Consider the following 14,871-nt stretch of genomic DNA (forward strand, 5'->3'; position numbering starts at 1 on the left):
GGCGATGCTTACTTTCGCTGCATTAATTTAAAGAAGATGGCCAATTGGACATGGCAAGGTCCAAAAATGGCCTAACATAGAGGGCTCGTAGAGCCCTAATCTCTCAACCTTGGGCCAAAATTCAAAGGAAATTTCAAAAGGGGCTCGGAATTTTTTAATTCCGAACCCCTTTTGTCTACAAACTGAAGCCCGTGTATATAACACGGGCTTCTCCATTATTTCAAATCCATTGGATTATATAATTCCACATCAGGATTTTTATCTTGGAACCAACGAAGTGCAAACTCATTTTCAAATAAGAATGCATATTTATCAAACCGGTCTTTAACAAGGATGCTTCTTGAGCTATGAAGATTTTCATCAAGCTTTTCATCTTCAGCCCAGCGTGTAATCTTGCTGCCCATGCGCTCCATCACGACTTCAACATTGTACTCGTTCCTCATTCGATGCTCGAATACTTCGAATTGAAGCTGCCCAACCGCACCAAGCAGATATTCTTCCATCCGAACCGTTTTGAAGAGCTGAATTGCCCCTTCTTGTACAAGTTGGTTAATTCCTTTATGGAAATGTTTCTGTTTCATGACGTTTTTAGCTGTTACCCTCATGAATAGTTCCGGTGTAAACTGAGGCAGCCTTTCAAACTGAAACATGTCTTTGCTTGTTGTAATCGTATCGCCAATTTGGTAGTTACCGGTATCATATAAACCGATGATATCTCCGCTTACCGCTTCATTTACTGTGTTCCGATCATCAGCCATGAATTGAGTAGAAGAAGAAAGGTTGATCGGTTTCCCTGTCCTGCTCAAGTTGACGCTCATTCCGCGCTCGAATTTACCGGAGCAAATGCGAAGGAAAGCGATCCGGTCACGGTGTTTTGGGTTCATATTAGCCTGGATCTTGAAAATGAAACCAGAAAAATCATTACTGACAGGATCCATTTCACCTGATGTTGTCATCCGTGCTTGTGGGGCTGGTGCGAATTTCAGATAAGCATCCAAAAACGTCTGAACACCGAATGTCGTTAAAGCACTCCCGAAAAATACGGGACTAAGTTTTCCATTCGCAATGTTTTCTTCAGAGAATTGGTTACCCGCTTCCGTCAACAGCATGATTTCTTCCAAAGTTTGCTCATATAACTGGGAATCCTTAAGTTTATGATCCACTTCGAGTTCACCTTCGTCATTCAATGGAAGGAAACGCTCTTCCCCTTCAGTTTTGAACTGCTCAATCCGATTATTAAACCTGTCGTAAATTCCCACGAAGTCTTTTCCCATCCCAATCGGCCAGTTCATTGGATATGTTTCTATACCTAATACCTCTTCGAGTTCGGCAAGCAATTCTAGCGGCGTTTTACCTTGTCGGTCCATTTTATTGATAAAAGTGAAAATCGGGATACCCCTCATCCTGCATACTTTGAATAATTTAACCGTCTGATCCTCGATACCTTTTGCCGAGTCGATGATCATCACGGCGCTATCAACAGCCATCAGTGTACGATATGTGTCTTCACTGAAATCTTGGTGACCTGGTGTATCGAGAATATTGACACGGAAATCATCATAATCGAATTGCATGACTGAAGATGTAACGGAAATTCCCCGTTGCTTTTCAATCTCCATCCAGTCACTTGTTGCATACTTCCCTGTTTTTCTAGCTTTAACTGTTCCGGCATCACGGATCGCGCCGCCAAACAGCAATAATTTTTCTGTTAAAGTCGTTTTCCCGGCATCCGGGTGAGAGATGATTGCGAAGGTCCGTCGGGATTGAACCTCGTCTTTTAAAGTAGTCATAAAATGTTCCTTTCATAATTGGAGTCATCAAAAAAAAATTTATTGGGGGTTCATTTGTATTTTTTACATTGGAATGGCAACCTTTCTTTGTATGCAAAAATCATGATCATACACAATATATGTAAGAAGAAATATATCATAAGGCTTAAGCATTGGCTACTCTGCATTCATTTCAATCAACCTTTCTATTTTAACACGATATGAAGGAAAGATGTAGAGGTGAATGAATCACCATGGCAAAACAAAAGACGCTTAATCAGCGCCCCTTATCTTAATCCATATGGTTATCGTTCTTTATTCATGCTTTAAGTTATTTACCTTGCAGTTTTAATCGCATTTTGATTCCGTTTGTTCTTCCAGCGTTTTTTTACTTCCTTGAATATGATTGGAGCAGCAAAAATGAGGGCCCTTTTTAATAATTTCTTCATTCTTCATCAGTCCTTTCTTTCTTATCCTATACCCGATTATTTTCGTGAAAAACTTTAATGCCACATTGTTTTCCTAATCATCAACCATAAAAGCTTTTCCTATTGGACATATCATCCCCGTCAAATTTCAATCCAGGAAACTCCTGTGCGACAATACCGTTATACTTCCCCTTACAAAACCTGTCTAATATTATTTTCCCAAATGGGAATGTATAAATTACTTCCATTTGTTTTATCCTTTATAAAGATGGGTATACACTAAAAAACTGGAAATTTCTCGAGAGGTTAGTGGGTTATTTTTTCCTGTAGGCTTTCACATATTATCAAGCATCTTCGTATGATAATTTTAACTTGAATGTGGGTGCTGGATAATGTGTGAAATTGATTTTTCCATCACGGTAAAATCATCACCATTAATATTTTTTTACTTTTTAGGAGGATTCATCGAATGACAGTAACAGGTAAAGTGAAATGGTTCAATAGTGACAAAGGATTTGGATTCATCGAAGTACCAAACGAAGACGATGTTTTCGTACATTTTTCCGCTATTCAAGGAGAAGGTTTCAAAAGTCTTGATGAAGGTCAAGAGGTTGAATTTGAAATCGAAGAAGGAAACCGCGGACCTCAAGCTAAAAACGTCGTAAAACTCTAAAGCATAGATACACAAACATAATTGATAGAAAATGCAAAAGGATGCCGCCCATATTGGGCGGCATCCTTTCCTTTATATGTGTACAAGCCGCATATTCACGTTATCTTTCATTAAAATGATCGAAAATGAAGCCGGGAACATGTTCGCCAGAAAAACTCTTGATATCCACATCTCTGCTTTCTTTATAATAAAAGGCAGCTGAATACTCCCCGCCCCAATCGATCTGGGCATTATCAATGGCCGTCTCGATTTCCGAAGCGGTCTTAATTTTCAAGCGATTTGGCTGTTGTTCAATCTGCTGTGCAATTTCACTTTCAGAATACGAATGATAAACCTTCGAATCGGTCTTCGCAACTAGGATATAAGAGATATCATCAACCATTAACCGCGCTTTTTCCGATTGTCCGGTACTTTCCATCCATTTTGAAAACTGAGTATATGAAGAGTCCCAATTCATATAAATGGTTTGGTCATTATTCAAGAGAATGTCGATGGAGGCATAATCACCAAAAGAAGATGTCATTTGGTCGAACGATTGATTATTCAAATCCTCCGACAATGCCTTTACAGCAGCTTCCAGCTGTTGAAAGTCCGTGATCGTTATTGATTTGTCCACTTGTCCGCTCGCCGTTATCTTGATTTTAGATACGTCTTCAGCAGAAACATTCAATAACTCATTAACCATTTTTTTATATTCATTCGACTCATAAATTTTCGCCAATAGCGGCTTGTATGAGTCGTAGTTTTGCAAATGATACTCCCTTGCTAACCGTTTTCCATTCTTGAGTTCATACATTAGAAATACGGATTGTCCATCATTCATTTCACCAATGGAAACCTTTTTACCCTTATCGATAATTTCCTGATGCAATAACCTAATCGCTTCTAAATTTTCCTTCTCTTTAAGGTAATTGGAAGCGTTATCCGACGTGTCATCATCTTCAAAAAACAAAGGAGAATTGCCAATATAAATTTGGCTAATCATCTTTTTATCAGGAATCTTGGCCTTATACTGAAGGGGATCTAATTTTATAATGAGTGCCAGCACAATGATAGCCCCTATAAATGCTACATAACCTTTCAGGTTGATCCGTATTCGCCAAGTCTTTTGCAGGACCATTTCCCCTAAATAATATCCAAGCAAAGAACCGACTGTATATCCGAAGAAAATCCACCCAGGTTCGCCTGTCGTTTCGCTAAAATAAAGCCCTGTAAACAGCATCACGCATAATGTCAGGCCGAATTTAAATAACGGCTTAATCTTCGGGTAAACAAATGCCTGCGATACATGCTCTAGTTTTCTCCTCTCATAGAGAAAAAGAGAACTAATCAGAAAAAGAAAGGTAAATATACTATAAATTAAAGTATTAACAGAGAAAAAACTGATTTTTTCCATCTCCGTTGCTGCTAATAAGGGGGAGATGCCCTTCATATTGGCGGTTAGATAATAATCTGCAGAAAATCCTGCTACCAAAAACTTCACATTTGCTGCAAACAAAATAAACAGCCCCACCGGCAAAGCAAGAAAAATATAGGTCAGCAATCCTTGAAAGGCTGATAATCCCGTCACCATTCCAATTAAAACGGCAACAGAAAAGATCAAAGCATCCAAAATAAATGTAGTCCCCATCCAAGACCATATATCCGGCATGGTATATAGCCTTTCTATATCAATTGCCGAGTGGAATAATATCAATATTGAACCTGTAAGTAAAATCGGCAAACCCATGAAGCCAATTCCCGTCCCAATCATATGAATGTAGATGCTGCGTCTAGTAATCGGTAAACTATGAATAAAGTCTGAGGCTTGTTTCATTTGTAAAAAGCGAAAAAGGAAGATGGCAAGTAATACTGGAATAACGATGACCAAGACAAACTGTATCATCTGCTGACAGGAAAAAAGGTTTTCGAATTCCAAATATTCATTGTTCTCATTCAAGACAATCGCTAACATTTCCAGAGGCAGCGCAAATATGAGGCCGACGAGATACAGGAACCCAATCCAGCCAGTGCTTCTGAAAATATAGATGATCAGTTCTCTATTAAACCAGGTTATTCTGGATGACATAACCAATATCCCCCATTTCATAAATGAATATCTCCTCTAGAGTAAGGGGGAGAATGTCTAATATTTCTGGCTGAAACTGATTAAAGTGCGATTTAATGATGGATTCTTTACCTTTAACGATGCAAACGATCACGCTGCCGCGTCTTTCCTTGTTAAGAATTTGAATTCCGCGGTATAAACCGTGGGGAATTTTATGTTTAAAGGCGATTTGCACCTTGTGTACATCCGCTTTTAGGTCATTCAAATCCTTTTGGATCACAAGCTCACCTCTATGCAAAATCCCTACATGATCGGCTAAATCTTCAATTTCCCGGAGATTATGGGACGAAAGTAAAATCGTCATATCCCTCTCCGATACATCCTGAATCAATAACTGCCTCACATTTTTACGCATGACCGGATCTAACCCATCAAACGGTTCATCCAGGATGAGAACTTCCGGCATCGTCGAGAGTGCGAGCCAAAAAGCAACCTGTCTTTGCATCCCCTTCGATAGTTTATGTATTTTATTTTGTACGGGTATCGGGAATACTTCCTGTAATTGATAGAAACGTTCTTGATTCCATTCACTATAAATATGGCTATAAAAACCTGCCATTTGCATGATCGTATAGTTAGCCAGGAAATAAGGCGTATCAGGAAGGAAGAAACAACGATTTTTCACTTCACGGTTTTCAAACACATATGATCGATCAATTAGAACTTCACCTGCATCCTGTATCAGATTGCCTGAAAGCATTTTTAATAAAGTCGTTTTCCCCGCCCCATTTGAACCTAATAACCCGAATATGGAGCCTTTTTGTATGACCAAGGTGACGTTTTTGATCGCTTCTTTCCCTTCATATAATTTACTCACTTGTTTTATTTCAATCATGAATCTCCCCCCTTTGCCAATGGACTGATTTCCTTTATCAATCTATAAATTTCATGTTTATCGATTCCGATATAAAGAGCTTCAGCGAGTACCTTTGAAAGCTCGTTTCTGATCTTTTCTTCTTTCAATGAATTTTTCAAGGATTTAGGAGGTGCCACGAAATTCCCTTTGCCTGGTAATGTATATATAAACCCGTCAGATTCAAGCTGCTTGTACGCTTTCTGGATCGTATTTGGATTGATGGTCAATTCCTGAGCCAATATTCGTATGGATGGGAGCTGATTATGTTCCTGTAAAACTTCATTAATCATGAGTTCCTTTAACTTATCCATCAATTGCTCATATATCGGCTTTCCATTTTGAACATCCAACTCAAACATCAAAAACCCTCCTTGCATGGGTGTATTACATCTCCTAATACAGTACATTATAAAACAATATCTTCCAATTTAAAACCAATTTAAAACCATTTTCAAACTATACTCTCCATAAACTCGCTTTCATTTTGTTTAACAAGACTTACAGGAGGGAACTAATGATAGTAAGAATAGACAAAGGAGTTGTTTTCATTGAAACCATTATATACAGCTACAGTTTCCGTACAGGGTGGTCGTGAAGGACATGTTAAATCAGAGGACGGGATTCTGGATTTCGATGTGAGGTCACCGAAGGAATTAGGAGGTTCCGGTGAGCGCGCTACAAACCCTGAACAGTTATTCGCAGCCGGTTACGCGGCTTGTTTTGACAGCGCCTTGAATCTTGTTCTGCAAAAAGAAAAGAAAAAAGTCGATACATCCGTGACGGCAAATGTCACGATCGGTAAAGATGAGGAAGACGGTGGATTTAAATTGGCTGTAAGATTGGATGTTTCGATTCCCGACCTAAGCAGGGAAGAAGCTGAAGACTTCGCCAAAAAGGCACATATGACCTGCCCCTATTCAAAAGCAACTCGCGGGAACGTCGATGTCACCTTGATTATGGTATAAAGATTATGCAAGGGAATGGATGCGGCATTAAGGCCGGCTCCATTCCCTTTTTGCTTATTTCACTTCTTCCAATCGCTTCATTTTTAATAGAAAGCCCAGACCTATTACCGCCATGATGATCAATGACCCCAATGCCATCCTGCTCGCCAATGTACCGAGGTCATGGAATACCAACGTTATCGTTCCATATAAAAGCGGACCGATTATTGAAGAGACTTTTCCTGAGAATGCAAATAGTCCAAAGAATTGCCCCCTCTTCTCATCTGGGGTCAATTCAATGATATATGTCCGTGATGTCACCCACATCGAACCTAGCGAGATGCCGAACATACTCCCTGCAACCCAGAACCAAAGAGCGGTTTGTGCGAAGACCGCTATAAATAAAGCAACCAAGAGCAGAACTCCCACATATGTCACAGCTAGCCGCGGTCCCTTGGACTGAGTGATGTATCCAAACAGAAACGATCCGGCAATGCTCGATACTGTCGAAACCAAGTAAAGCAAAATGAATCCGCTTGAGGAAAATCCAACAACAGTCTTGGCATATATGGCCATCATGCCGATAGTGGTCGCAATTGCATCATTCAAAAAGAAATAAGCAATCATGAATGTAAAAACCGATCGATAGGATTGCATCTCTTTAAATGTTGATTTAATTTCCTTATAACCGGATAAAAAAGGTTGTTTCGCTTTTTGCTGTTTTGGAGCCTCCTTTAAAAAGAAGAATAAGGGAAGGGAAAAAACCAGAAATAAAATGGCCGTGGGAATAAAGGCTTCATGTGAACTCCCTTTACTTATGAATGGATAGATCGACAGGCCCACTAACGTTCCAAGGTAACCTACCGCCACGCCAAATCCTGATATAAGCGGCAATTGCTGTTTCGTGCCTAAATCACTCATCATCGTATCATAGAAAACAAGACTCGAATGATAGAAAAACTTTGCTATCACAAATAAAAGAATGACGATCGCTAAGGAAATTGGAATGCCAAGAAGCTTCCCATCGAACGGCACCCCTCCAAATACCCCCATTAAAAATGTACATACAACAGAAATGAGTGTGAAAATTATAATGTATTTTTTCATTTTTCCCGTTCGATCGATCATGACACCGAACAGCGGGGAAAACAAAACAAGAAACAAACTGGCAATCGCATTTGCGTAGGAGATGAAGGTACTCGCAATCTGATCAAGAACGGCATTTTCCCCAATCTGTTCCTGGAGGAAGAATGGAAAGAAAATCGTATTGATATTAGAAGAAAAAATCGTATTGGCAAAATCGTAAAACGCCCAAGAGAGAATGGGCAGGGAAAAATATAAACCAAAATTCCCCCTCCATTTTTTAGACTTCGGTTTCACCTGCAATTCCATCTGCTTTCCCCCCTTATTGATACTTAAATTATATGTATTCCATACCTTTCCAATAAATCCTTTAAGTCGGGATTATAACATTGTGTAAAACATGATTTTTTCCTGCCTAACATGTAAAATTGTGAAATGAGGCTGTCCTAATTTTAATTAATGTGCCTAAAAGGAGTGTGTAAAATGATTGCATTTTTTCTTATTATCTTGGTAACCATACTTGTCCTGTTCGCTATCTATTCTAAGCGAACAAAGGGTGTTTTCCCTGAGGACTTCATAATGCAGCATTCCCCCCTTAAAATTGGACATCGCGGTGCATCTGGATATTGCCCCGAAAATACAATGGCATCTTATTATAAAGCAATTGAATTGGGAGCTGATTACCTGGAAGTGGATATCCATCTTAGTAAAGATGATGTACTTGTGGTTCATCATGATCCCACTTTGGATCGAACTACAAACGGCAAAGGAAACATCCGTGATTACACGGCTGCCGAATTAAAGGAACTGGATGCAGGAAGCTGGTATCATTCTCGTTATAAAAACGAAAGGATTCCTTTACTAAGTGAGGTATTGGAGAATTTCGGTTCTGAAGTTGGAATCTTAATCGAATTAAAACATCCTTCTGCTTATCCCGGCATTGAACAGAAACTTGCAGAGGAATTAGGAAAATTCCAAGAATATTCAACAAGTAAAAATAGGATAATGGTTCATTCGTTCGATATGGAATCCATGAAAAGGTTTCATCAATTAATGCCGGACATACAAGTGGGCGTTTTGATAAAACGGCGAATTAATGACCAAAAGTTAAAAGAGATTGCCGAGTTTGCATCATTTTTGAATCCGAAGCAAACGATTTTGACTACGAAGCTGCAAATGCGAATCCAAAAGCACGGGATGAAAGTATATACATGGACCGTCAACAATAAAAAACAAATCCGCATGTTCAAAAAGATGCAGTTAGATGGGATCATTTCCGATTTTCCAGATTATTTCTTTGATTGAAACTTTGAAAGAGTTTGCTTACTATTTTTTCTTTAAAACGCTACAGTTGATTTTAGAAATCCGCTCCCCCTTTCCGCCGACTATCTGCCAAGCCTCATCAAAGCAAGCATCTAGCGGGGTCTCGACTAGCCAGTTATTCGGCAGGAGTGCCGCTAATTTCTTTGAGGCTTACATCCATATAAAACTAGGTCTTCTATTTATAATCATGGTTCGGGGTGATACCATTTTGAACCTCCTTTTTTTTCGGCCCCTTTTTGTCCACAAACTGAACAATCCGCTAATGCGGATTGTTATTTTAATAACAATGAAAGAATTGTATCTCATGCGCGTCCGTTCCATAATAGGCCCATCGCTGTTGACTTCGTCTCCATCGATAACCTGCCACGGAATTATAGCCGACATATGTGGGATAAAACCAAAATGATCGGCCATTTTTAAGCCAAACATACGTATGTTTGTATAAACACCCTTTCATTGAGCCAGTGTCCATTGCCTTATACATTCCATCGTGAAGTTGTGGAGTGAATAATGGCGGAGCTATATGAGGCGGACCTCCTCCGTGCGGCGGCCGTGGCGGCGGCTGGCCCCCTCCGTAGGACGGACCAGGCGGGCCAGGAGGAGTCCTTGCATTCTTTAGCTGGTTTTCAGATGGATATGGCACTGCCAAGAAATCATTATCCATGTTTTGGAGATGTGCATTTTGATATATATTTTCTGTACCGTTATAGTGGTTCTGTTGATCGAATGAATCGTATGGTTTCATACTTTTTCACCTCATAATTGAACTTCCTTTTATCCGTATGTAGACGATCGACCATGTGTGCATCTTCGTTCCGAATTACTGGCCCTTTTCTGGGTTCTACAGAATCTTTAATCGGAAAATAATGCATCAGAAAATATTCCCTGTTTATTTTTTGAAAAAATCCCTATATTTTTTAGCTTTCTTGCACTAGAATTTGATATAGTGTTCTTAATGATTTAAACTCAATAAGATCATAAGTCATTTCTGGCCCTGAATCATTTTTGAAGGCCAAATTTTCTTATCTTAGAAAAAACGAGGGATTCCTATGTGGGAATTATTATTAGAATTCGATTATCAGACCGTTCGCCATGCGGTATGGGCAGGTTACTTATTTACCTTTGTCTTTCCACTGGCTGCGTTTTACTTCTTAAATAAAAAGCAATCGCTCTTGAACGACAAATACCAAGCTTCCGTTCATACAGATAAAAGTAAGTCCCCTGTTCATGCGGGCAGCATTTTTGACTGGCGCGGTGCACAGCGCTTTTTCACATTTATCCGGCAAAAGGATTCACCAGATGATTCCGATGAGCCAAGCCTCCTTCTCGTTGTTTAACCACTAACAATTTGAGGAGGAAATTAAATTGAAGAAGAAAAACATGTTTCTAATTGCCATCCTATTTCTGGCAACGACCCTATTGACAGGATGCTCAGCAGCAACGAGCGGTCCATTTCATACTGCTTTAGTTAACCCGATGACAAAAATGCTGGAATTTAATGCTGATTTATTTAATGGCAACTATGGTTTAAGCATCATCATGATGACATTTTTGATTCGCCTTGTCTTGCTTCCACTGACTGCCAAGCAATACAAAACACAGCTCAGCATGAAAACGAAGATGAATGGGCTGAAACCGGAAATGGCTGCAATCCAGCAGAAAATCAAAGAGACGAAAGATCCAGCTAAACAAAAGGCCCTTCAACAGGAAATGATGCAGCTTTACCAAAAGCATGGAGTCAATCCTTTAAACATGGGGTGTTTGCCGCTCTTAATTCAAATGCCGATTCTAATGGGCTTTTATTATGCGATTCAAGGCTCACATGAAATTGCGACCCATAGTTTCCTTTGGTACAGCCTTGGCCAGCCGAATATTGCCATGGCGATTATTGCTGGTGTCATTTATTACTTCCAATCGGTCATTTCCATGAGACAAATGCCGGAGGAACAGCAGAAACAAATGAAGATGATGAGCCTGCTCTCACCAGCAATGATTTTATTCATTTCTTTCTCCGCACCTGCTGCATTGCCGCTATATTGGTCAATCGGTGGTATATTCATGATTGTTCAGTCCATCGTGCTTCAGCGAATATATAAAAAAGACCATGCCGTTGTCCCTGCTGCAAATGAAACGGTTATGAAAAAAAGCTAATCCATTTGGATTAGCTTTTTTTTACACTTCACTGAATTCGTGATATTTGCTTGCCTTGATGGAAAGTGAATTTTCAGGGCGAAATGCACTTTTTTATTTCTTCGGCAATAGATTTGTTGAAACCTTTTCGAAAAACCTCTCTACATATTCAAAATCCGTGTAAAAGAACAATAATAGGTCACCAGGTTGTGATGTTTCCCAGGCTTTTACGAATGCATCCAATTCATTAGGTTCGATGAATGTCCGATCTTTATGTAACCCTGCTTCAATCGCAGCTTCCTGAAGCAGCCCGGCTACTTCGAGCGGCTCCCTTCCCCGCAAATCATCGTCTTCTTTAATGATGAACAGATCAGAATTCATGGCCGCCACCTTGGAGAGCCTGATAAGCTCTTCATCAATACGGTCCCCAGGTCCTGCCAAAACAGTGATAAGACGATTTTTGTGATAGGCACTGACCGTTTCGAATATGGCCTTCAAACCTGCTTCATTATGGGCATAGTCGATGATGATCGTGCGCTCTTTCAACTTTTTTAAATTGAAACGTCCTTTGGACAAATTCGTATCAGGCATAAATGTGGCAGCCTTCCTTCTTAGTTCTTCCATGGAAATGCCTTGTGTTCCGGCTGCGGCTAACGCCTGAAGTAAATTGGCGATATTATGACGTGCCGTGCCGGAAATCGTTATTGGAATCTTGGTGCAATCCATAAATTGATGGATGACACCATCAGATGAATGACAGATAACACCTTGTTCATTGACGTACCAAACTTTACATCCCCCATTTATCGCAGCCTTTACGTGAGGCTGGGTGGCATCAGTAGAGGTGTAAATGACCTCTCCATCTGTATAAGCGTTCATGGCAGCTACATTCAGATCATCTGCATTCAGCACACAATAGCCTGTCTTCATTACGACTTCGGCTACCAGCCTCTTTAATTTAATGAGATCATCCAAAGTATCGATTCCATCACGGCCAAGGTGATCTTCACTTACATTGGTAATGATCCCCACATCACATTTACGAAAAGCAAGACCTTCACGCAGAATTCCTCCCCGGGCCGTTTCCAATACGGCTACATCAACTTCAGGATGGGCCAATACCATTCTTGCACTGACAGGGCCACTGCAGTCACCTTGATCCAATACCTCATCGCCGATATATACTCCATCGGAATTCGTCATACCCACCTTTGTTTTTTCATTAGAAAGAAAATAATGAACCAACCGGGTCGTTGTCGTCTTTCCATTTGTTCCGGTCACTGCGATGATCGGTATAGCCGCCTCTTCCCGAGACGGAAATAAATAATCGACAATGGCTTTGCCTACATCCCTTTTTTTTCCTTCGCTCGGATAATGATGCATTCGAATTCCCGGTGCAGCATTCACTTCAATAATCGCAGTCCGTGAATGTTCGATTGGTTTTGATATATCCTCACAGATAAAATCGATTCCGGCTATATCCAAACCGATCGCTTTCGCGGCAGCAACCGACATTTTCTTAATGGTGGGATGAACCTGGTCCGTTACATCGATTGCCTTTCCACCAGTCGAAAGATTTGCATTGCCGACAACTTGAACCAATTCCCCTTGATTAGGAATCGTATCGAGCGTCCGGTTCGACTTTTCCAAGTAACACGTCACAGTATGTGTTAGTGGGATTTTTGACATCGGCTTCTCATGTCCTTCTCCCCGCAAATCATTATAATTTTCCTTTTCTATCAATTTGCGTATCGTTTCCTTACCGTTGCCAATAACATAGGGAGGAAGCCTCAAACTAGCGGCGATAAGTTCACCGTTGACTATCAGTAACCGATAATCATGTCCTTCAATATGCCGTTCGACAATGTACTTCTCCACATGCGACTCCAAACAATTGATTACATTGAATAGTTCATCTTTATTTTTGATATGGGTGATGACACCCTGCCCCTGTCTCCCATTATACGGTTTAATGACGAGCGGAAAACCCAGCCTGTCCGCCGAGGCAAAGATATCTTCAATGGAATGGGCAACTTCCCCTTCAGGTACAGGGAGTCCACACCCTCTTAAAATTGATTTGGTCAATGATTTATCACATGAATTCTCAACGGCAATATTCGAAGTCTGGCTAGAAATTGTCGCCTGGACATACTTCTGCCTTGTACCGGTTCCTAAACGCAGTAAGCTTTCATCACCTATTCTCTCGACAGGGATATCTTTTGCTTGTGCAGCCTTAAAAATGGCTTCGGTACTTGGCCCCAGTTTATTTTTATAATATAACTGCTCTATTTGTTTTACATAAGATTGTAGATTTATATGTTTTTCACCATTCAGGATGGCTTCCACGATATCTTTTGCTGCTAAAAAAGCTTGAAGACCTGAGTGAGGCTCCTGATAATCAAAGGTCACATAATAAAAACCCTTCTTTTCCATCATTATCGTTTTTCCACGAATGGCTTCGATTCCGGCCAAGTTTTGAAGCTCTATCGTCATATGCTCCAATATATGTCCCATCCATGTTCCTTTTCTCAGCCTTTCGGCGAAACCGCCTCGATACCCTTTTGAACATGTATGACTTCCCAAGTTCGGGAGCGCATTTAACAATTTTTCATTGAATCCAGGTATTGAATCAGATGGTTTCTGTTCCAGTTCCCCTATATCCAATTCAATGCAAATCGTCGGTGTATAAGCAAAATAATTAGGTCCTTTTAAATAACGGACTCGATTGATTATCATTGTTGGATCCCCTTTTTCATCAACAATTTCCTTGTAAGCAGGTCAAAACGGTATCCCCTGGTTAGTGCATGAAGGTTAAATCCCGAAAGAGTCAACTCTTCACTGCCATTATCAGAAGATGTGATATTGATATAATCACTGGTGCTGCCATCAAGAACCAATACTTGATGTTGGCCAACTACTTCAAAATGACCATCTTTAACTAAAATTGCTGTGTTTTCATCAATGCCAATACCCATAATTTCCTTATTCCCCGCTATCGCACTTAACAGGCGGTCAAAGCGGCCACGCTGGGAAAAATGTTGATCGATTATCAAACCGTCAAGGAAGCCGAAACCTACCCCAATCTCAACCTTTAACTTATTGTCATTCAGCATCGTGTCGGCAGCAATGATCATATGCTTACCTAAAATGGAAGCTCCAGCACTTGTCCCTGCTATCACCATTCCTTTATGCCAGGCTTTAGAAAGGGCATCGTGGAATTTGGTTTTTCCAATAAGTTCAGACAATCGGCTTTGGTTTCCCCCTGAAATGAAGATGGCGGAAAAAGATAGCAGCTGTTCACAAATTGCCGGGTCTTCTGCATCCTGCCTGGAATCCAGCTTGATCACTTCCACCCTGTCCACGCCTAAATCCCTGAAAATCTTGATATACTCTGTACTCACTTCCTCAGGAATTTCACTCGCTGTAGGCAATATCCCTATTCCGCCATTACTATTACGGGTTGCAAGCTCGACAAATTTATTTAATACTTCACCTTCAAGGCACTTATCCTCTGCCCCGCCAATGATAAGTAATTCACCACAGTTCATTCATCATACT

13 protein-coding genes are annotated in these 14,871 nt (G+C 40.4%); 5 read left to right on the forward strand and 8 right to left on the reverse strand.

Annotated elements, in window-relative coordinates; all coding sequences use genetic code 11:
• Positions 1-215: 215 nt before the first annotated feature.
• Positions 216-1,790 (reverse strand): peptide chain release factor 3, encoded by a 1,575-nt coding sequence (locus tag J7E52_RS02640; protein WP_076366909.1) that lies wholly within the window; start codon positions 1,788-1,790, stop codon positions 216-218.
• Between the two features lie 876 nt (positions 1,791-2,666).
• Here J7E52_RS02640 and J7E52_RS02645 point away from each other — a divergent pair.
• Positions 2,667-2,870 carry a cold-shock protein gene (locus tag J7E52_RS02645; RefSeq protein WP_061462203.1) on the forward strand — a complete coding sequence of 68 codons (204 nt, stop codon included), beginning with the start codon at positions 2,667-2,669 and terminating at the stop codon, positions 2,868-2,870.
• 100 nt (positions 2,871-2,970) lie between these two features.
• Here the strand turns inward: J7E52_RS02645 and J7E52_RS02650 are convergent, their stop codons facing one another.
• From J7E52_RS02650 to J7E52_RS02660, 3 genes are read right to left on the reverse strand one after another with little or no spacing between them, the layout of a single operon-like run.
• Positions 2,971-4,938 (reverse strand): DUF6449 domain-containing protein, encoded by a 1,968-nt coding sequence (locus tag J7E52_RS02650; RefSeq protein ID WP_214743590.1) that lies wholly within the window; start codon positions 4,936-4,938, stop codon positions 2,971-2,973.
• Positions 4,913-5,812, reverse strand: coding sequence for an ABC transporter ATP-binding protein (locus J7E52_RS02655; protein ID WP_214743591.1), 900 nt, complete (start codon positions 5,810-5,812; stop codon positions 4,913-4,915). The genes J7E52_RS02650 and J7E52_RS02655 overlap by 26 nt, the downstream gene beginning before the upstream one ends.
• Complete coding sequence (locus J7E52_RS02660; RefSeq protein WP_214743592.1) at positions 5,809-6,192, reverse strand: GntR family transcriptional regulator; 384 nt, start codon at positions 6,190-6,192, stop codon at positions 5,809-5,811. Before J7E52_RS02660 ends, J7E52_RS02655 begins: the two co-directional genes overlap by 4 nt.
• 189 nt (positions 6,193-6,381) lie before the next feature.
• Between J7E52_RS02660 and J7E52_RS02665 the strand changes: the two genes are divergently transcribed.
• Positions 6,382-6,798: an organic hydroperoxide resistance protein gene (locus J7E52_RS02665; RefSeq protein ID WP_286197391.1), complete on the forward strand. Its 417-nt coding sequence runs from the start codon at positions 6,382-6,384 to the stop codon at positions 6,796-6,798.
• 54 nt (positions 6,799-6,852) lie between these two features.
• Here the strand turns inward: J7E52_RS02665 and J7E52_RS02670 are convergent, their stop codons facing one another.
• A complete protein-coding gene (locus J7E52_RS02670; protein ID WP_214743594.1) occupies positions 6,853-8,169 on the reverse strand; it encodes an MFS transporter in 1,317 nt (438 codons plus the stop codon).
• Positions 8,170-8,343: 174 nt separating this feature from the next.
• Between J7E52_RS02670 and J7E52_RS02675 the strand changes: the two genes are divergently transcribed.
• Positions 8,344-9,165, forward strand: coding sequence for a glycerophosphodiester phosphodiesterase (locus J7E52_RS02675; RefSeq protein WP_214743595.1), 822 nt, complete (start codon positions 8,344-8,346; stop codon positions 9,163-9,165).
• Positions 9,166-9,460: 295 nt separating this feature from the next.
• Here J7E52_RS02675 and J7E52_RS02680 read toward each other — a convergent pair whose 3' ends face one another.
• On the reverse strand, positions 9,461-9,928 hold the full coding sequence (locus J7E52_RS02680; protein ID WP_214743596.1) for a hypothetical protein: 468 nt from the start codon (positions 9,926-9,928) through the stop codon (positions 9,461-9,463).
• Between the two features lie 304 nt (positions 9,929-10,232).
• On the opposite strand from J7E52_RS02680, the gene J7E52_RS02685 reads away from it, so the two are divergent.
• The gene (locus J7E52_RS02685) at positions 10,233-10,520 is read left to right on the forward strand and encodes a hypothetical protein (protein WP_048687259.1); all 288 of its coding nucleotides are present in this window, start codon (positions 10,233-10,235) and stop codon (positions 10,518-10,520) included.
• Between the two features lie 28 nt (positions 10,521-10,548).
• Entirely contained in the window at positions 10,549-11,334 is a 786-nt protein-coding gene (yidC, locus tag J7E52_RS02690) for a membrane protein insertase YidC (RefSeq protein WP_286197393.1), read from the forward strand.
• Positions 11,335-11,427: 93 nt separating this feature from the next.
• Here the strand turns inward: yidC and cphA are convergent, their stop codons facing one another.
• Both cphA and J7E52_RS02700 read right to left on the reverse strand, forming a co-directional pair.
• A complete protein-coding gene (gene cphA, locus J7E52_RS02695; protein ID WP_214743597.1) occupies positions 11,428-14,049 on the reverse strand; it encodes a cyanophycin synthetase in 2,622 nt (873 codons plus the stop codon).
• Positions 14,046-14,861: a cyanophycinase gene (locus J7E52_RS02700; RefSeq protein ID WP_214743598.1), complete on the reverse strand. Its 816-nt coding sequence runs from the start codon at positions 14,859-14,861 to the stop codon at positions 14,046-14,048. Before J7E52_RS02700 ends, cphA begins: the two co-directional genes overlap by 4 nt.
• Positions 14,862-14,871 lie beyond the last annotated feature (10 nt).

The sequence above is a fragment of the Bacillus sp. ISL-34 genome (genome assembly GCF_018613325.1).
GTDB lineage: Bacteria > Bacillota > Bacilli > Bacillales > DSM-1321 > Peribacillus.